Below are 17,987 nucleotides of genomic sequence, written 5' to 3' on the forward strand. Positions count from 1 at the left end.
GACAGTGGGCCGGGAGCACGGTACGGCCGACACCACCATTCGGCACAGATGCTGGCGGTCCGGCCGTCCGGCGGCAAGGATGGGACTCCGCCACCGCCGCCGGACAGGAGCACCCGATGACCAACCTCTCGACCAACCTCGTCACCACCGCGACGGAGCTGCCCGAGAAGGACGCGCTGCGGGTGAACGGCCAGGGGGTCACCTACGCCCAGCTGCACGGCATGGCGGCGAAGGTCGCCGGCACCCTGCGCGAGCAGGGCGTCGAGCCGGGCGACCGCGTCGCCGTGATCCTGCCCAACGTCCCGGCCTTCCCGGTCGTGTACTGGGGGATCCTGCTCGCCGGGGGGATCGTCGTCCCGATGAACCCGCTGCTCAAGGCCGGGGAGATCGACTACTTCTTCACCGACTCCGGCGCGAAGATCGCCTTCGTCTGGCCCGACTTCGTCGACGAGGCCACGAAGGGCGCGCAGAACAGCGGGACGCGCATCGTCACGACCGGTGCGATGGGCCCGGAGGACTTCGAGGGCGGCGAGGCGGTCGCCGAGCCCACGCCGCGCGAGGACGACGACACGGCGATCATCCTCTACACCTCTGGCACGACCGGCCGGCCCAAGGGCGCCGAGCTGACGCACAGCAACATCCACCTCAACGCCCACCGCTCGGCCCAGGTCATCCAGGAGATGACCTCCGACGACGTCGTCATGGGCTGTCTGCCGCTGTTCCACGTGTTCGGTCTCGTCGTGGGCCTCAACGCGGCGACGATCGCCGGGGCGTCGCTCGCCCTCATCCCCCGTTTCGACCCGCAGGCCGCGATCGAGGTCATCGAGAAGGAGCGGGTGACGATCATGCAGGGCGTGCCGACGATGTACGCCGCCATCCTCAACCACCCCGGCTCGGACGGCATGGACGCCTCGAGCCTGCGCACCTGCGCCTCCGGTGGCTCGGCGATGCCGCTCGAGGTCATGCGCAGCTTCGAGGAGAAGCTCGGCTGCGTCATCCTCGAGGGCTACGGCCTGTCCGAGACCTCGCCCGTCGCGTCCTTCAACATGCCCGACAAGGAACGCAAGCCCGGCACGATCGGTGTCGCGATCCCCGGCTGCGAGATGCGCTGCGTCGACCTGGACGGCAACGAGGTCCCCGTCGGCGAGGTCGGCGAGATCGCCATCCGCGGCGACAACGTCATGAAGGGCTACTGGAACAAGCCGGAGGCCACGGCCGAGGCGATCCCGGACGGCTGGTTCCGCACCGGCGACCTCGCGACGATGGACGACGAGGGCTACTTCACGATCGTGGACCGCAAGAAGGACATGATCCTGCGTGGCGGGATGAACGTGTACCCGCGCGAGGTCGAGGAGGTCATCTACACCCACCCGGACGTCCTCGAGGTCGCGGTCGTCGGGATCCCGGACGACCTCCTCGGCGAGCAGGTGGGCGCGGCCGTCGCGCTGCGGGAGGGCGCCGAGACCACGCCGGAGGACATCGTCGCGTTCACCAAGGAGCGCATCGCCGCGTACAAGTACCCGCGCACGGTCTGGGTCGTCGAGGCCCTCCCCAAGGGCCCCACGGGCAAGATCCTCCGGCGCGAGGTCCACGCGCCCGCCGGATGAGCACCGCACCGGACGCCGCGGAGGCACAGCGCCAGCACGCGAGGCTGCGTGCCGCCGAGCTCTGGCGTGCCACCGGACTGGGCTTCTCCATCGTGTGGGCCGTCGTCCTCGCCCTCGTCGTCTTCTTCTGGGTCAGGATCGCGTTCATGCCGCGACCGGGTGACGACGTCTCGCGCTGGAACGACGCCCTGCTGGCCCCGATCGCCCTGGCCGCGGCCTGCCTCGCGGTGTGGGTGGTGGTCTGCGCGTACCGCCTGGCGAGGCGACGGGCGAGCGGATGGGACGCCGTCGTCGTCTGCGGGGCGTTCTCGCTGGCCATCGCGGCCTTCCTGTGGCTGCCGGGAAAGCTCGTCGACCGGCTCGACCCGGGGTCCTCCGAGCTCATCCTGCCCCTGACCGTCCTCGGCGCCGCGTCGGTCGTCACCGGGCTCGTCGCCCAGCGGGCCTTCCGTCGCGTCGCGGTCGACCTCGAGCCCACGGAGGAGTGGGTCGACGGCGACGAGTGGGACCGGACCCCGGTCATCGAGCCCCGGGACGGCTACCGCGACTGAGCCCGGGTCAGCCCCGGGTGGTGGCGGCGTCGGCGAGACGCCGTGCGAGGTCGAGCGAGCCCCGGGTCACCGTCCTGGCGGCTTCCGGTGCCAGCCCGGCCAGCCCGCAGGCGGGTGAGACGTCGAGCCCCGAGGCCTCCTCGGCGACGAGCCCGGTCCGTTCGAGCGCACGGCGCAGCAGGTCGTGGGCCCGGGCGTCGTCGGTCCCGCCGTCGGTGGCGAGCACGCCGGCGACCACCCCGACGCCGGACTCGAGCGTCGCGGCCACGGACTCCCAGCGCGTGGCGGAGGCGTCGACGAGGTCGAGCGCGAGCGCCCCCGCCCCGACCGACCGCAGCAGCGGCAGCGGGGCACGCGGATGGCACGAGTGGACGACGGTCGGCCCGTCGTGGGCGGCCAGCACGTCGCGCAGACCGGCCGCGACGACCTGGCGGTCGACGGCCCGGACCCGCCCGTACCCGGACGCCGTCGGCAGGCTGCCCTCGAGCACGGCCGGCAGCGACGGCTCGTCGAGCTGCAGGACGACCTCGGCCCCGGGCACGAGCCGGCGGACGTCGCCCACGTGGTCCGCGACACCCTCTGCGAGCGAGGCGACGAGGTCGGCGACCGCTCCGGGGTCGGAGACGACACGCTCACCGCGGGTCAGCTCGAGCGTGGCGGCGAGGGTCCACGGGCCGCAGACCTGCACCTTGAGGGGGCCTGCGTACGCCTCGTAGGCCTCGGCGAGCTCGTCGAGATCCTCGCGCCGGAACGCGGCGGTGCGCGCTGCGTCGCGGCCGGGGCGGCCGACGAGCCGCCAGCCGCTGGGCTGGAGGTCGACCGGAAGGTCGACGAGCAGCCCGGCCGCTCGGCCGATCATGTCGGCACCCGGGCCACGCGCCGGGGTCTCGGGGAGGTACGGCAGCCCGAGCCCGTCGGCGTCCACGAGGAGGTCGCGCACGGACCGGACGGCCTCGCGTGCCGAGGTCCCCGGCCACGACCCGATGCCGGTGGCACGGGTGGGTGTCGGGTTCGTCGTCACCCGGACATTGTCCAGGGGCCGTGGTCGGACGTGTCGCCGTGGTCCGGTGCCGGGCGCCGCCGGACCGCACCGGCGGCCATCAGCCCGAGGCACAGGATCCACAGGCTCGTCACGGAGATCTGGAACCGCTGGGCCAGGCCCGCCTCCCACGAGGACGGTCCGACCAGCGCGGTCACCCCGAGGAGGACGGTCCCGAGGACGCCGCCTACCCACACGGTCGCCCACGCGCTGCGGTGCAGCCAGGCCGGTCCGCCCCGCCGGGTGTCGAGGCCCACCGCCGCCGCCCCGACGAACACGCCCCCCTGGGAGACGACGCTCAGGGCGTCGTGGACCCACCACTGCACGAGGTCGGCCCCGGTGCCGCACCGCGAGATGTCCTCGCACGGCAGCGGGACGAGGGCGGCCGCCGCACATCCGATCGCGAAGGCCGTCGTCGCGACCACGAGGACGCGGCGCCACCGACGCCTCCCGGCGACGGTGGCCACGAACGGCAGCAGGACGAGGACGAGAAGACCGCACACGACGTCCGCGGTGCGCAGGAACCCCGACAACGGGGCGCCGGGGACCTGGAGCCTGCTGACGACGGCGAACCAGTCATGGCCCGGTGAGACGGCGGCGTCGACGAGGTACGCGGAGTAGCAGCACGCGGCCACGGCGCCGGCCGCCGCGAGCGTCAACGCGCGGCGCCCGCCGCCGCCCGCGCCGTGCTCCCCGGGACCCGGAGCCATGGACAGGATTGTCCCCCGACCGGCTCGGACCAGGCACCCCGCCGGGCGACGCGCTACGTTGAAACCTGTGCTTCCGGGGCTGGTCGGAGCCTTCGGTGCCGCCGTGGCGTACGGCCTCGGCTCGGTGCTCCAGGCCGTCGCGGCCCGGAGCACCCCCACGGTGGACGGCCTCGACCCGCGCCTCATGCTGCGGCTGGCCGCGTCCTGGCGCTACCTGCTCGGCGTGGGTCTCGACGTCGTCGGCTTCGTCCTGTCGATCGCCGCGGTCCGGACCTTGCCGCTCTTCGTCGTCCAGGCGGTCGTCGCGTCGTTCCTCGCCATCACGGCGGTCGTCGGGGCGGTCGTGCTCAAGATGCGGCTGCGCCGGTCGGACCGGGTGGGGCTCGTGGTCGTCGTCGCCGGGCTCGTGCTCGTGGGCCTGTCCGCGGCCGAGGACCGGGCGGTCGACGTCGTGCGGGCCGAGGAGTGGGGCGTCCTCGTCGCCACCGTCGTCCTCGCGCTCGTCGCCGTCCCCCTGGCCCGGCTGTCCGGTGCTGCCGGCGCGGCCGCGCTCGGCGCCGTGGCCGGTCTCGCCTTCGGCCTCACGTCGGTGGCCGCCCGGATGCTGCCCGGCTCGCTCGCGCCGGACGCGCTGCTCGGCTCGCTCGAGGTGCTCCTCGAGAGCCCGGCGACGTACGCGCTCGGGCTCGCCGGCGCACTCGCCCTGCTCACCTACTCGACCGCGCTCCAGCGAGGAACGGTCACTCAGGCGACCGCCCCGCTCGTCGTCGGTGAGACCGTCCTGCCGGCCGTCGTCGGGCTCGTGCTGCTCGGGGACCGGCCCCGCGAGGGCTGGGGCTGGGTCGCGGTTGCCGGGTTCGTGCTCGCGGTGGCCGGGGCCGTGAGCCTCTCCCGGCACGGCGAGGTGACCGACCACGACCTCGGCGACGCGCCCCACCCCGGCGCACCCCCCACGCCCACCACACCGACAGGGAGCCCCGAATGACGGACGTGCGCGTACCCACCGACTCCCCTGCGCCGGAGGACACCGAGGCGGAGCAGCCCGCCGACGGTCCGCGGGTCGACCTCACACGGCACGACCCCCGGCGCGACGTGTGGCCGGACCACCTCGCCCTCGGGACCTTCGCCGTGGCGGCCCTCGTGCTCGTCGCCACCCTCGTCCCGCCATGGCACCGGTACTTCGCCCAGGAGGACGACACGGTCTCCGCGCTGCTCGTGCCGGTCGTCCCGAGCCTGGTCTACGCGGCGCTGCTCGTCGTCCTCGGGGTCGCGCTGCGGCGGCGGCTCAGGGCGGCCTGGTGGGTGCTCGTCGTCTGGTGGCTCGTCCTCCCCGAGCTGGACCGGCTCGCCCGCATCGCCATCGGTGACCAGGTCCTGGTCCAGTCGGCCGGTGCGGTCGTCGGGCTCGCGCTCATCGTCCTCGCGGTCCGGGCCCGCCCGCAGTTCACCGCGCACCGGGTGTCCGGCAGCCTGCGGAAGGCCGTGGCCGTCTTCCTCCTCGGTGGCCTCGTCGTGCTGCTCGGCGGCGGCTGGCTCGTCACCCGCTTCGCGCGCCCGACCGGGTACGGCGAGGCGACGACGTACGTCTACGGCCAGATGCTCGCCGACATCGGCCGGATCGGGCTGGCCTCGCCGCCGCTCGACATCCCGGTCTGGGTGCGGCTCGTCATCGGCGTCTCCGGGGCGGCGGTCGTCGGGTGGTCCGCCGCGCTCCTCTTCCGGCCGTCCCGGACCACCCGGACGAGCTCGGTCGCGGACGAGGCACGCATCCGCACCCTGCTCCGCGACTTCGGGGAGCACGACTCCCTCGGCTACTTCGCGACCCGCCGCGACAAGGCGGTCGTGTGGGACACCGGCGACCCCGCCACGGCCCGGGCGGGCGTCTCGTACCGGGTGTTCGGCTCGGTGAGCCTCGCGAGCGGCAACCCGCTCGGGGACCCGGCGCACTGGGCCGCCGCGATCGAGCGCTGGCGCGCCGAGGCCCGGCAGCACGGGTGGTCGCTCGCCGTCATGGGCGCGGGCGAGGAGGGCGCGGTCGCGTTCACCGACGCCGGGCTCGTCGCCTACGAGATCGGCGACGAGGCGATCGTCGACCTGCGCGCGTTCTCGCTGAGCGGACCGGGGATGAAGGCGGTGCGGCAGTCGGTGTCGCGGCTGCAGCGCGAGGGGTACACCACGCGCATCCTGCGCCACTCGGCGCTCGACGCGAGCGGCTTCGCCGACCTCGCGACCGCGGCGTCCCGGTGGCGCGGGGACGGCGGGGACGAGCGCGGCTTCTCGATGGCCCTCGGCCGGCTGGAGGACCCGCTCGACGGGGACTGCGTCGTCGTCCTGGCCCACGGGGCGACCGGTGAGCTGCGGGGGTTCCTCAGCCTCGTGCCCTGGGGCCGGACCGGCCTCTCCCTCGACCTCATGCGCCGCGACCCGTCGGCGGGCAACGGGCTCGTCGAGCTCATGGTCAACGCCCTCGCGGACGAGTCCGCGGCCCTCGGGGTCGGGCTGGTGTCGCTGAACTTCGCGATGTTCCGCGAGGCGTTCGAGCGCGGCGCGCAGGTCGGGGCGGGGCCGCTGGCGCGGGTCTGGCGCCAGGGGCTGCTCCTCGCGAGCCGCACCTGGCAGCTGGAGTCGCTGTACCGGTCCAACGCCAAGTACCTGCCGGACTGGCAGCCGCGGTTCATGTGCTTCGAGTACGCCTCGGACCTGCCGCGGGTTGGCACGGCCGCGGGGAGCGCCGAGGGCTTCCTCACCGCGCCGTCCCTCGCACGGATCCGGCGCCCGGGCGGACCCGGTGACGGCGACGCCCTGGCGCGCCGGGGCCAGGAGTACGCGGACGCGGTGCGTGCGCTCGTCCCGCCCGCGCCGGACCCGCTCGCCGAGGCGATGTCGGACGCCGGCCTGCCCGAGCAGGTGCGGGTGCGGCGGGCCAAGCTGCGCCGGATCCGGGAGATGGGCGTCGACCCGTACCCGGTGTCCTACCCGCGCACCCACACCCTGGCGCAGGTGGTGGCCGAGAGCGGCGACCTGCCGCCGGACACCTCGACCGGGCGTGAGGTGTCGGTCGTCGGCCGGGTCCTGCTCAAGCGGGACCACGGACGGCTCGGGTTCGCGCAGCTGCGGGACGGCAGCGGCGACCTCCAGGTCATGGTCGACCTCTCCGACGTCGGACAGGAGCTCGACGACCTCTGGCGGCACGAGGTCGACCTCGGCGACCACGTCGGCGTGACCGGCGAGGTGATGACGACGCATCTCGGCGAGCTGACCGTCCGGGCGCGCACCCTGGCGCTGACGAGCAAGTCGCTGCGGCCGCTGCCCGACAAGCACAAGGGGCTGACCGACCCCGAGGCACGGGTGCGGATGCGCTACGTCGACCTCGTCGTCCGCCCCGACTCGCGCGACATCGCCTACAAGCGCGCCACGATCGTGCGCAGCGTGCGCGACTCGCTGCACACGCGCGGGTTCACCGAGGTCGAGACGCCCGTGCTCCAGGCCATCCACGGCGGGGCGAACGCCCGGCCGTTCGAGACGCACATCAACGCCTACGACCTCGACCTCTACCTGCGGATCGCGACCGAGCTGCACCTCAAGCGGCTGCTCGTCGGCGGGATGGAGAAGGTGTTCGAGGTCGGGCGGCAGTTCCGCAACGAGGGAGCCGACTTCAAGCACAACCCCGAGTTCACCTCGCTCGAGGTCTACGAGACCTACGGCGACTACGACACGATGCGGGTCCTCACCCAGGAGCTGGTCCAGGAGGCCGCCACGGCCGTGTACGGCTCGCCCGTCGCGTACCGCGCCGACGCGGACGGGCGGACGGTCGAGTACGACTTCTCCGGCGACTGGCCGGTGGTCACGATCTGCGAGGCGGTCTCGAGGGCGCTCGGCGAGGAGGTCACGGCCGACACCCCGAAGGCCGAGCTGCTGCGGCACGCGGAGGCCGTCGGGCTCGACCTCGACCCGGCGAGCCCGTGGGGCTTCGTCCTCGAGGAGATCTACGGCGAGCTGTGCGAGGGCAGCACGACGACGCCGGTCTTCTACACCGACTTCCCCAAGGAGAACGCGCCGCTCACCCGGCAGCACCGGGACGACCCGCGGCTCGCCGAGAAGTGGGACCTCGTGATCTTCGGTGCCGAGCAGGGCACGGCGTACTCCGAGCTCGTCGACCCGCTCGACCAGCGCGAGCGCCTCGTGTCGCAGTCGCTGCTCGCCGCCGCGGGCGACCCGGAGGCGATGCAGGTGGACGAGGACTTCCTCCAGGCGCTCGAGTACGGGATGCCGCCGACCGGCGGGATGGGGATGGGCATCGACCGCCTCGTCATGAACCTCACCGGGCTGTCCATCCGCGACACGATCCTGTTCCCCCTGACCCGGCCCGGAGCCTGACGACCACCCGAGGAGCACAGCGGATGACGACCGTCGACCAGCCGACCGGCACCCTCGGGCGCGTCTCCCTGCTCACCCTGACGGGCGTGGTCGTCGGCTCCATGGTGGGCGGCGGCGTGTTCACGCTGCCGGCCGAGTTCGGCGGGTCGGCCGGGGTCATCGCGGCGGTCGTCGCGTGGACGCTCGCCGGGGTGGGGATGCTCATGATCGGCTTCGTCTTCCAGTCCCTCGCCGTGCGCAAGCCCGACCTCGACTCGGGCGTCTACGTGTACGCGCAGGTGGGGTTCGGCAACTATGCCGGGTTCAGCTCCGCCTTCGGGTACTGGGCGAGCAACATCGCGGGCAACGTCTTCTACCTCGTCTTCACGATGACGTCGCTCAGCGCGTTCTTCCCGGGCCTGGACGACGGCACGACGCTGCTCGCCGTGGTGCTGTCGTCGGCCGGGATCTGGCTCATCCACACGCTCGTCGCGCGCGGGGTGCGCGAGGCGGCGGGGGTCAACCGGGTCGTCACCGTCGTCAAGGTCGTCCCCATCCTCGTGTTCGTCGTCGTCGTGGCGCTCGCCTTCGACCCGGCCACGTTCGCGGCGAACCTCTGGGGTGGCGAGGCGCACACCGTGGGGTCGCTCTTCGAGCAGGTGACGCAGACGATGCTCGTCACGACGTTCGTCTTCCTCGGCATCGAGGGCGCGAGCGTCTACTCGCGGCTGGCGCGTCGCCGCGAGGACGTCGGGCGCGCGACGCTCGCCGGGTTCGGCAGCGTCCTCGTCGTCTTCGTCCTCGTGACGATGGTGTCCTACGGGGTGCTCCCCCGCACCGACCTCGCCGACGCCGCGCAGCCCTCGATGGGCACGGTCCTCGAGGAGGTCGTCGGGCCGTGGGGGGCCACCTTCGTCCGGGTCGCCGTCATCGTGTCCGTGCTCGGCGCCTACCTCGCGTGGACGCTGCTCAGCGCCGAGGTGCTCTACATGCCGGCGCGCACCGAGGTGATGCCGCGCTTCCTGCGCCGGCTGAACCGGCACGAGACGCCGATCGCGGCGCTGCTCACGACGAGTCTGGCCGTGCAGGTGCTCCTGCTCGCCACGTTCGTCGTCGAGGACGCTCTCGACTTCATGCTCAAGCTCGACACCGCACTGGCCCTCATCCCGTACCTGCTCGCGGCCTCCTACGCGCTCAAGCTCACGGTGACCGGAGAGACGTACGGCGCAGGCGACACGGGCGAGCGGCGGCGGCAGCGGACGGTCGCGGTGCTCGCGGTCGTCTACTCGGTGTTCCTGCTGTACGCGGCCGGGGTCGTGTACCTGCTCATGGCCTGCGTCGTCTACGCCCCGGGGACGCTGCTCTACGTCATGTCCCGGCGCGAGCAGGGGCTGCCGGTGTTCCGGCCGGTCGAGGCCGTCGTCGCGGCGGTGTTCGTGACCGCCGGGGTGGTGGGCGTGGTCGTCGTCGCGACGGGGGCGCTGTCGATCTGACAGCGCCCCGCGTCGGACCGGAGGACGACTCGCTCAGAGGACGTCGTGCCCGGGGTGCGGCTCGCTCGGGATGGTCCCGAGCCGGCCGGCCTGGAAGTCCTCGAAGGCCTGGACGAGCTCGGCGCGGGTGTTCATGACGAACGGGCCGTACGCCGCGACGGGCTCGCGGATCGGGCGCCCGCCGAGGATGTAGAGGTCCAGGCTCGGGCTGCGGCTCTCCTGGGACTCGTCGGCGCCGACCTCGACGACGTCGCCGCCACCGAGCACCGCGAGCTGGCCCATCCGCAGGGCGCGCCGGTCCGGGCCGACGCTGCCGTTGCCGTTCAGGGCGTAGACGAGGGCGTTGTAGCCCGGCTCCCACGGCAGACGGACCCGCGCGCCGGGCGCGACGGTGACGTGCAGGGCCACGATCGGGGTGTGCGTGATGCCCGGACCCTCGTGGCCGTCGAGCTCGCCGGCGATGACCCGCACGAGCGCCCCGCCGTCCGGGCTGGAGAGCAGCGCGACGTCACCGCCGCGGATGTCCTGGTAGCGCGGCGGGGACATCTTCTGCGCCCGCGGCAGGTTGACCCACAGCTGGAGGCCGTGGAAGAGGCCACCGCTGACGACGAGCTCCTCGGGCGGGACCTCGATGTGCAGCAGGCCGGAGCCGGCGGTCATCCACTGGGTGTCTCCGTTGGTGATGACGCCTCCCCCACCGGTGCTGTCCCGGTGCACGAAGGTGCCGTCGATGATGTAGGTGACGGTCTCGAAGCCACGGTGCGGGTGCCAGGCGGTCCCCTTGGGCTCGCCGGGGGCGTACTCGACCTCGCCCATCTGGTCCATGTGGATGAACGGGTCGAGCGCTGCGAGGTCGACGCCGGCGAACGCGCGCCGGACCGGGAAGCCCTCGCCCTCGAAACCCTGCGGCGCCGTCGTGATGCTGCGGACGGGCCGCGAGACCGCCGTCGCCAGAGGCTCGGCGACCTTGGGCAGGGTCAGGATGTCCTCGACGGTCACGGCCGGCATGTCACTCACGCTCCTCGGTGCACATCCTCCGGGGTGGAGGCTGCCGGGTCCAACGATAGTTGACGCTTCAACATTCCGGTGGAGGACGAGGGTGCGCAACATGCCGACCGTCGAACCTCGTCGTCCGCATGTCGCGCGCCCTCGTCATGCGGCCCGCTGCCGCACGGCGTGCCCCCGGGCTAGGGTCGGGGGCGTGAACCGGACGGTGTCGCTCGTGCTCGGGGTCGTGTGCGTCCTCGTCGGTCTGCTCTGGACCGGACAGGGGCTCGGCTACGTCGGTGGCAGCCCGATGACGGGAGTGACCCTGTGGGCGGTCGTCGGGCCGGTCGTCGTGCTCGCCGGTGTCGCGCTGCTCACGGTCCGGGGTCGTGGCCGCCGCGGCGGAGGCTGACGCGGGTCAGCCGGCATGCTCGACACAGGTGCGGGCGGTGGGCCGCGCCTCGAGGCGCGCGGCCGGGATGGGCTCGCCGCACACGTCGCACCGGCCGTAGCCGCCCTCCCGCAGCCGGTCGGCCGCAGCCTCCACCTCGGCCAGGCGGCGCCGCACACCGTCGGTCAGCGCGGCGAGCTGGGACCGCTCGTAGGCGATCGTCTGCCCCTCGGGGTCGTGCTCGTCGTCGGCGTTGGAGTCGCGCGAGGCGGCGACGAGCCGCTCCATGTCGCGCTCCATCGTGGCGAGCCGCTCGCGGAGCGCGTCGCGCTCGTCGGTGACCCGGGCGGCCGCCCGCGCGTCGGGCGGCGGCTCAGCGGGCACGTGAAGCCGCGGTGATGGTGGCCGAGCCCACGACGCGGGTGCCGTCGTAGAGGACCACAGACTGCCCCGGTGCGACGCCGCGCACGCGACGGTCGAGGCCGACAGTGACGGCGTCGTCGGCGACCTGCGCCACCGCCGGCACCTCCTCGCCGTGTGCCCGCACCTGGGCGCCGACCCGCACCTGTCCCGCGGGGGCCGGCCCGCACCAGCGGAGGTGCTCGCCCTCGACGACGTCGACGCCGAGGAGCTCGGCGGTCCCGATGACGACGCGGTTGCGCGGGGCGTCGACCTCGACGACGTAGCGCGGGTCGCCGTCGAGGCGGGATCGGTCGATGCCGAGGCCGCGCCGCTGTCCGACGGTGAACCCGTGGGTGCCGGCGTGCTCGCCGACGACCTCGCCGGTGACGGCGTCGACGAGCTCACCGGGCTGCTCGCCGAGACGCCTCGTGAGGAAGCCGCGGGTGTCGCCGTCCGGGATGAAGCAGATGTCGTGGCTGTCCGGCTTCTTCGCCACCGAGAACCCTCGCTCGGCGGCCTCCTCACGGACCCGGGACTTCAGCGAGTCGCCGAGCGGGAAGAACGACCGGGCCAGCTGGTCGGCGTCGAGCACGCCGAGCACGTAGGACTGGTCCTTGGCGGGGTCGACGGCCCGGTGCAGCTCGCGACCGGCCGCGCCCTCGACGACCCGCGCGTAGTGACCGGTGGCGACGGCGTCGAAGCCGAGCGCGAGGGCCTTGTCGAGCAGGCCGGCGAACTTGATCTTCTCGTTGCAGCGCAGGCACGGGTTGGGGGTCCGGCCCGCGGCGTACTCGGCGACGAAGTCCTCGACGACGTCGCGCTCGAAACGCTCGGCGAGGTCCCAGACGTAGAACGGGATGCCGAGCCGGTCCGCCACGCGGCGGGCGTCGCCGGCGTCCTCGATCGTGCAGCAGCCGCGCGCGGACTCGCGCAGCGTGGCGGCGGACCTGGACAGCGCGAGGTGCACCCCGACGACATCGTGGCCGGCGTCGAGCATCCGGGCCGCGGCGACCGCGGAGTCGACGCCGCCGGACATCGCGGCGACGACGCGCATCAGGCCGGGCCGCCGGCCCGTCGCGCCCGCTCGACGACCCCGGGCAGGGCCGCGAGGAAGGCGTCGACGTCGGCGTCGGTCGACGTGTGCCCGAGGGAGAGCCGCAGCGCGCCGCGGGTCTCGGTCTCGGAGTACCCCATGGCGAGGAGGACGTGGCTGGGCTGCGGCACGCCCGCCTGGCAGGCCGAGCCGGTGCTGCACTCGACCCCCGCGGCGTCGAGCAGGTAGAGCAGCGAGTCGCCCTGGCATCCGGGGACGAGGAGGTGGGCGTTTCCGGGCAGCCGCCCGGTGCCGTCGCCGGCGCGCCAGCATCCGCTGACCGTGATGCCGAGGTCGAGCGCGAGCGCGCCTTCGACGAGACGGTCGCGCAGCGCGAGGACCCGCTTGGCCTCGACGTCGCGGGTCGCGACGGTCTCGTCGAGGGCGACGGCGAAGGCGTGCACGGCCGGGACGTCGAGGGTCCCGCTGCGGACCTGACGCTCCTGGCCGCCTCCGTGCAGCTGCGGGACGAGGGAGGCGTCACGGGCGGCGATGAGCGCGCCGACCCCGACGGGTCCCCCGACCTTGTGCGCCGTGACGGTCATCAGGTCGGCGCCGGACTCGTCGAAGCGGACGGGGAGGTGGGACAGCGCCTGGACGGCGTCGGTGTGGAACGGCACGCCGTGCTCGCGGGCGACGGCGGCGAGCTCGGCGACGGGCTGGACGGTGCCGACCTCGTTGTTCGCCCACATGACGCTGGCGAGTGCGACGTCGTCGCCCTCGTCGAGCGCGGCGCGGAGGTCGTCGACGGCGAGGTGGCCGCAGCGGTCGGGCTCGAGCCGGCTGACGGTGGCGCCGTGGTGCTCGGCGAGGAAGTCGACCGGGTCGAGGACGGCGTGGTGCTCGATGCGGCTCGTGACGAGCCGGGTCCGCGCCGGGTCGGCGTCGCGGCGGCTCCCCCAGGTGCCCTTGACGGCGAGGTTGTCCGCCTCGGTACCGCCCGAGGTGAAGACGACCTCGGACGGGCGGCAGCCGAGGGCGGCCGCGATCCGCTCGCGGGACTCCTCGACCGTCTTGCGGGCGGCACGGCCGGCAGTGTGCAGCGAGGATGCGTTGCCGACCCGGCCGGCGGACTGCGTGAAGGCCTCCACCGCGGCAGGGAACATCGGCGTCGTCGCCGCGTGGTCGAGGTAGTGCGTCACAAGGGTCGAGTCTACGGTTCCGGCGGGCTTCGAGCCCTCCCGAGCCCCGCCCCGGGCGGTCAGGCCGGGAAGATGCAGAACGGGTGGCCTGCGGGGTCGGCGAGGACGTAGAGCGGCTCGTCCGGGTCGTCGGTGCGGTCGAACACGAGCCGCGCCCCGAGCGCCTCGGCCCGCGCGCGCTCGGCCTCGAGCTCCGAGACGTCCGCCACGGTGAGGTCGAGGTGCAGCTGCATCGGCACCTCGTGGTCGGGCCAGGTCGTCGGTGTCAGCCGCTCGACCTCCTGGAAGGCGAGCCGGCGCGTGCCGTCGGCCTCGGTGAGGACGAGCCAGTCGGCGTCGTCGGTCGAGCCGTCGGTGGGCGGCTCGTCGCCCGGCCGGTACACCAGGCCGAGCAGCTCGCGGTAGAACTCCGCGAGCACGCGGACGTCGGTCGTGTCGATCACGGTGTGCAACAGACGCGGCGGCACGGCATCCCCTCTCGGTCGCTACGGGCTCCTGAGGGGCCACCATCCCCCATGCCCACGCCGCGGGCAACCGGCACCCGTGCGCCGGCCCGTCCGTCCGGCGGGTACCGGGTCGCGTCCTGCCGCTCGCTGCGGTCGCTGCCCTCGGCGGCCCGCCGAGACGTCGGCTTCCGAGCCTTCCCCGCGCTGGCCGGTCGTGCGCCCGTACTGACCGGCCGGGCGACGGACGGGAGCCGACGGTCGGCCCGGGCGCCTCCTGACACGATCCATGGTGTGAGAAGTGGGGTGATCACCCCACTTCTCACACCATCAGACAGGCTGTCACCGAGTGCACGGGGTCAGCGGCCGGCGAGACCGGCCTGATGGCAGCGGTCTCTCCGGGCGCGGCCGGGGGCACGCCCGGGAGTGCCGCGGGACGACGAAGGGGCGAGCGGATCGCTCGCCCCTCATCGGTCGCGCACCGCGCGGCAGGACCGCCTCGTGAGCGGTGGTCGTGCTCAGCCCTTGCGCTTCTTGACCTCACCGGTCGCCTGCGGCAGGACGGAGAAGAGGTCGCCGACCACACCGAAGTCGACGAGCTCGAAGATCGGCGCCTCCTCGTCCTTGTTGACGGCGACGATGGTCTTCGACGTCTGCATCCCGGCCCGGTGCTGGATGGCCCCGGAGATGCCGGCCGCCACGTAGAGCTGCGGCGAGACCTGCTTGCCGGTCTGGCCCACCTGGTTGCTGTGCGGGTACCAGCCGGCGTCGACCGCGGCGCGGCTCGCACCGACCGCGGCGCCGAGCGAGTCGGCGAACTCCTCGACCGGCGAGAAGTCTCCGCCGGTGCCGCGCCCGCCGGAGACGACGATGGCCGCCTCGGTGAGCTCCGGGCGTCCGGTGGCCTTCTTCGGCTGGCTGTCGGTGACCTTGGCGGCCTTGGCGTCGTCGCTGACGGTGGCGTCGAACGCCTCCACGGCGCCGGCCTCCGGGGCGGCCTCGATGGCGGCCGAGTTGGGCTTGACGCAGATGATGGGCGTGCCGGTCGTGACCGTCGCGGTGACCGTGTACGAGCCGGCGAACACCGACTGCGTCGTCTCGACCCCGTCGTCGCCCGCACGGACGTCGACGGCGTCGGTGATCATCCCCGAGCCGGTCTTGACCGCCAGGCGAGCCGCGATCTCCTTGCCGGAGGCGTTGCTCGGGACGAGCACCGCGGCGGGCGAGACCTTCTCGACGAGCTGCGCGAGGATCTCGGCCTGCGGCGCGACGAGGAACGACGCGGCGTCCTCGGCGTCGACGGAGTAGACCTTGTGCGCGCCGTACTTGGCGAGGGTCTTCTGGGCGGTGTCGGCGCCGGGGCCGATGTGGACCGCGGACGGCTCGCCGAGCCGGCGGGCGAGCGTCAGCAGCTCGGCGGTGGCCTTGCGCAGGCGGCCGCCGGCGTGGTCGGTGAGAACGAGAACTTCAGCCATGGGTGTGCTCCTGGTCTTCGGTGCGGCCGCGGGTCAGAGGAACTTCTGGGCGCTGAGGAACTCGGCGAGCCTGGCGCCACCGTCCCCCTCGTCCGTCACGATCTCGCCCTGCTCGCGCGGCGGGCGCTTGGCGAACGACACGACCTTGGTCCAGGCGGCGTCCAGGCCGACCTGCGAGGCGTCGACGCCGAGGTCCTCGAGCGACCACGTCTCGACCGGCTTCTTCTTCGCGGCCATGATCCCCTTGAAGGAGGGGTAGCGCGGCTCGTTGATCTGGTCGGTGACCGAGACGAGTGCGGGCAGCGAGGCCTCGATCGTCTCGGACGCGGTGTCGCCGTCCCGGCGGATGGTGACCCCGCCGTCGGCCAACGTGAGCTCGGAGGCGTACGTGACCTGCGGGAGCCCGAGCCGCTCGGCCATCATCGCCGGGACGACGCCCATGACGCCGTCCGTGGAGGACATCCCGGTGAGGACGAGCTCGGGGCTGCCGTCCGAGGCCTTCTTGACGGCCTCGGCGAGGACGAGCGAGGTGGCGGCGGCGTCCGAGCCGGCGATCGCGTCGTCCTGGACGTGCACGCCCTTGTCGGCCCCCATCTGCAGCGCCTTCTTGATCGCGTCGGCAGCGGCCGCGGGCCCGACGGTGACGACCGTGACCTCGCCCTCGCCCTGGGCCTCGACGATCTTCAGGGCCTCCTCGACGGCGTACTCGTCGAGCTCGGAGAGCAGGCCGTCGACGGCCTCGCGGTCGACCGTGTTGTCGGACTCCTGGAACGTCCGCTCGGACTGTGCGTCCGGGACGTGCTTGACGCAGACGACGATGTTCATGCGCGCCTCGTCCTCTTTCTGTCGCTCGTGGGTCGCCCGCGGGGCGGGCCGGTTCGCGCCCCATCCTCTCAACAGGTGAGCGCTTGTTCACCACCCGGGCGGCGTGACGGTCACCACCCCGGCCGGTCGCCTCACGCCGGGACCGTCCGGTGATCTGACAGGATCTGGCGGATGAGCAGCGAGGACGCGGTCGGGCCGGGGTCGGTACGCCGGACGCTCGGGCCCCTCGGGGACCCCGAGACCGTCGGGTGGTGGGAGAGGGTCTGGCGCCCCTTCTGGGTCCTTCCGTCGACCATCACGGCCGGTGCCGTGCTCCTCGGCCTCCTCCTGCCCTGGGTCGACGACCACGTCCTCGGCAACGTGGCGTTCCTCTTCAACGGCAACGCCGACTCGGCTCGAAGCCTGCTCGGCACCATCGCCAGCGCGATGATCTCGGTCACCGGCCTGGTGTTCTCGATCACGATGGTCGTCATGCAGCTGGCGAGCAGCCAGTTCACGCCGCGGCTGCTCGGGACGTTCCTCGGCAGCCGGATCACCCAGGTGACGCTGGGTGTGTTCACGTCCTCGTTCGTGTTCGCCTTCATGGTGCTGCGCGACGTCCGCGGCGGTTCCGCGCCGTTCGTCCCCCAGCTGTCGGTGACGGTGGCGTTCGGTCTCGTCCTCACCAGCGTCGCGCTGTTCTTCGCGTTCATCCACCACATCACCGTGTCGATCCAGGTCGACCGCGTCATCGACCGTATCGCCGAGAACACGGTCGCCGCGCTCGAGCGGGGCTCGGAGCAGGAGTGGGACGACACCTCGGCCGTCCCGCCGTCCTGGGCCCCCGGCGACGGGCCGACGGTCGTGGTGACCACCCGCGAACGGCACGGCATCGTCCAGCGCGTCCACTACACCGCGATGGTCCGCGGCGCCCGGGAGGCCGGCGCGGTCGTCGAGCTGCTGGCGAGGCCCGGCGACGTGCGACACCGGGGCCAGGAGGTCGCCCGGGTGCACGGGGCGCAGGCCGACGACGAGATCGTCCACGAGGTGCGCGCGGCGTTCGGCCTGGGGCGGGAGCGCACTCTCCAGCAGGACCCGGAGTTCGGTGTGCGCCAGCTCGTCGACATCGCCGAGCGCGCCCTCTCCCCCGGCATCAACGACCCGACGACCGCCGTGCAGGTTCTCGACGAGCTGCACCGCATCCTGCGCGTCGCGGCGGTACGCCCGGACCGCAGCGAGTACGTCGTCGACGGCGAGGGCGCGGTACGGGTGGTCGACCGGCCGACGACGTTCGCCCGGATGCTCGACCTCGCCCTCGACGAGGTGGCGTACTACGGCAAGGACACCCTCCAGGTGCCGGTCCGGATCGAGGCCCTGCTCGACGACGTCGAGGGGATGGCCCGGACCGAGCACGCGGTGACCGTCGGTCAGAAGCGCGCCGACCTGCGGTCCCGGCACGGCGGCCGGCACGCGGAGACGTGAGGCCCCCGGGCC

16 protein-coding genes are annotated in these 17,987 nt (G+C 73.4%); 7 read left to right on the forward strand and 9 right to left on the reverse strand.

Annotation, left to right across the window (positions count from 1 at the left end; translation table 11 throughout):
- The first annotated feature begins 116 nt into the window (after window positions 1-116).
- Both JQN72_RS14340 and JQN72_RS14345 read left to right on the forward strand, forming a co-directional pair.
- Window positions 117-1,607: a long-chain fatty acid--CoA ligase gene (locus JQN72_RS14340; RefSeq protein ID WP_204135812.1), complete on the forward strand. Its 1,491-nt coding sequence runs from the start codon at window positions 117-119 to the stop codon at window positions 1,605-1,607.
- Window positions 1,604-2,158, forward strand: coding sequence for a hypothetical protein (locus JQN72_RS14345; protein WP_204135813.1), 555 nt, complete (start codon window positions 1,604-1,606; stop codon window positions 2,156-2,158). Before JQN72_RS14340 ends, JQN72_RS14345 begins: the two co-directional genes overlap by 4 nt.
- Before the next feature lie 7 nt (window positions 2,159-2,165).
- Here JQN72_RS14345 and JQN72_RS14350 read toward each other — a convergent pair whose 3' ends face one another.
- Window positions 2,166-3,179, reverse strand: coding sequence for a methionine synthase (locus JQN72_RS14350; RefSeq protein WP_204135814.1), 1,014 nt, complete (start codon window positions 3,177-3,179; stop codon window positions 2,166-2,168).
- Window positions 3,176-3,907 (reverse strand): DUF998 domain-containing protein, encoded by a 732-nt coding sequence (locus JQN72_RS14355; RefSeq protein ID WP_204135815.1) that lies wholly within the window; start codon window positions 3,905-3,907, stop codon window positions 3,176-3,178. Before JQN72_RS14355 ends, JQN72_RS14350 begins: the two co-directional genes overlap by 4 nt.
- Before the next feature lie 67 nt (window positions 3,908-3,974).
- Between JQN72_RS14355 and JQN72_RS14360 the strand changes: the two genes are divergently transcribed.
- The 3 genes from JQN72_RS14360 to JQN72_RS14370 are packed head-to-tail and all read left to right on the forward strand — an operon-like array spanning window position 3,975 to window position 9,756.
- On the forward strand, window positions 3,975-4,892 hold the full coding sequence (locus JQN72_RS14360) for a hypothetical protein (RefSeq protein WP_204135816.1): 918 nt from the start codon (window positions 3,975-3,977) through the stop codon (window positions 4,890-4,892).
- Window positions 4,889-8,284: a bifunctional lysylphosphatidylglycerol synthetase/lysine--tRNA ligase LysX gene (gene lysX, locus JQN72_RS14365; RefSeq protein WP_204135817.1), complete on the forward strand. Its 3,396-nt coding sequence runs from the start codon at window positions 4,889-4,891 to the stop codon at window positions 8,282-8,284. The genes JQN72_RS14360 and lysX overlap by 4 nt, the downstream gene beginning before the upstream one ends.
- A gap of 23 nt (window positions 8,285-8,307) precedes the next feature.
- Window positions 8,308-9,756 carry a basic amino acid/polyamine antiporter gene (locus tag JQN72_RS14370; protein WP_204135818.1) on the forward strand — a complete coding sequence of 483 codons (1,449 nt, stop codon included), beginning with the start codon at window positions 8,308-8,310 and terminating at the stop codon, window positions 9,754-9,756.
- Between the two features lie 33 nt (window positions 9,757-9,789).
- On the opposite strand, the gene JQN72_RS14375 is transcribed toward JQN72_RS14370, so the two are convergent.
- Window positions 9,790-10,764 carry a pirin family protein gene (locus JQN72_RS14375; RefSeq protein ID WP_204135892.1) on the reverse strand — a complete coding sequence of 325 codons (975 nt, stop codon included), beginning with the start codon at window positions 10,762-10,764 and terminating at the stop codon, window positions 9,790-9,792.
- A gap of 193 nt (window positions 10,765-10,957) precedes the next feature.
- Between JQN72_RS14375 and JQN72_RS14380 the strand changes: the two genes are divergently transcribed.
- The gene (locus tag JQN72_RS14380; RefSeq protein ID WP_204135819.1) at window positions 10,958-11,155 is read left to right on the forward strand and encodes a hypothetical protein; all 198 of its coding nucleotides are present in this window, start codon (window positions 10,958-10,960) and stop codon (window positions 11,153-11,155) included.
- Window positions 11,156-11,161: 6 nt separating this feature from the next.
- Here JQN72_RS14380 and JQN72_RS14385 read toward each other — a convergent pair whose 3' ends face one another.
- The 6 genes from JQN72_RS14385 to JQN72_RS14410 all read right to left on the reverse strand — a co-directional run bounded on the left by JQN72_RS14385 (window position 11,162) and on the right by JQN72_RS14410 (window position 16,514).
- A complete protein-coding gene (locus JQN72_RS14385) occupies window positions 11,162-11,518 on the reverse strand; it encodes a TraR/DksA C4-type zinc finger protein (protein ID WP_307812707.1) in 357 nt (118 codons plus the stop codon).
- A complete protein-coding gene (gene mnmA, locus JQN72_RS14390; protein WP_204135820.1) occupies window positions 11,508-12,590 on the reverse strand; it encodes a tRNA 2-thiouridine(34) synthase MnmA in 1,083 nt (360 codons plus the stop codon). The genes JQN72_RS14385 and mnmA overlap by 11 nt, the downstream gene beginning before the upstream one ends.
- Window positions 12,590-13,771: a cysteine desulfurase family protein gene (locus JQN72_RS14395; protein WP_204135821.1), complete on the reverse strand. Its 1,182-nt coding sequence runs from the start codon at window positions 13,769-13,771 to the stop codon at window positions 12,590-12,592. Before JQN72_RS14395 ends, mnmA begins: the two co-directional genes overlap by 1 nt.
- 59 nt (window positions 13,772-13,830) lie before the next feature.
- Window positions 13,831-14,238, reverse strand: a complete 408-nt coding sequence (locus JQN72_RS14400; protein WP_204135822.1) for a VOC family protein — start codon at window positions 14,236-14,238, stop codon at window positions 13,831-13,833.
- A 494-nt stretch (window positions 14,239-14,732) separates the two neighbouring features.
- Window positions 14,733-15,689 (reverse strand): electron transfer flavoprotein subunit alpha/FixB family protein, encoded by a 957-nt coding sequence (locus tag JQN72_RS14405; protein WP_204135823.1) that lies wholly within the window; start codon window positions 15,687-15,689, stop codon window positions 14,733-14,735.
- Window positions 15,690-15,722: 33 nt separating this feature from the next.
- On the reverse strand, window positions 15,723-16,514 hold the full coding sequence (locus JQN72_RS14410; protein WP_204135824.1) for an electron transfer flavoprotein subunit beta/FixA family protein: 792 nt from the start codon (window positions 16,512-16,514) through the stop codon (window positions 15,723-15,725).
- Between the two features lie 171 nt (window positions 16,515-16,685).
- On the opposite strand from JQN72_RS14410, the gene JQN72_RS14415 reads away from it, so the two are divergent.
- Window positions 16,686-17,975 carry a DUF2254 domain-containing protein gene (locus JQN72_RS14415; RefSeq protein WP_204135825.1) on the forward strand — a complete coding sequence of 430 codons (1,290 nt, stop codon included), beginning with the start codon at window positions 16,686-16,688 and terminating at the stop codon, window positions 17,973-17,975.
- Window positions 17,976-17,987: the final 12 nt, after the last annotated feature.

Origin of the sequence: Phycicoccus sp. CSK15P-2 (assembly GCF_016888005.1) — a bacterium.
Taxonomy (GTDB): Bacteria; Actinomycetota; Actinomycetes; order Actinomycetales; family Dermatophilaceae; genus Phycicoccus.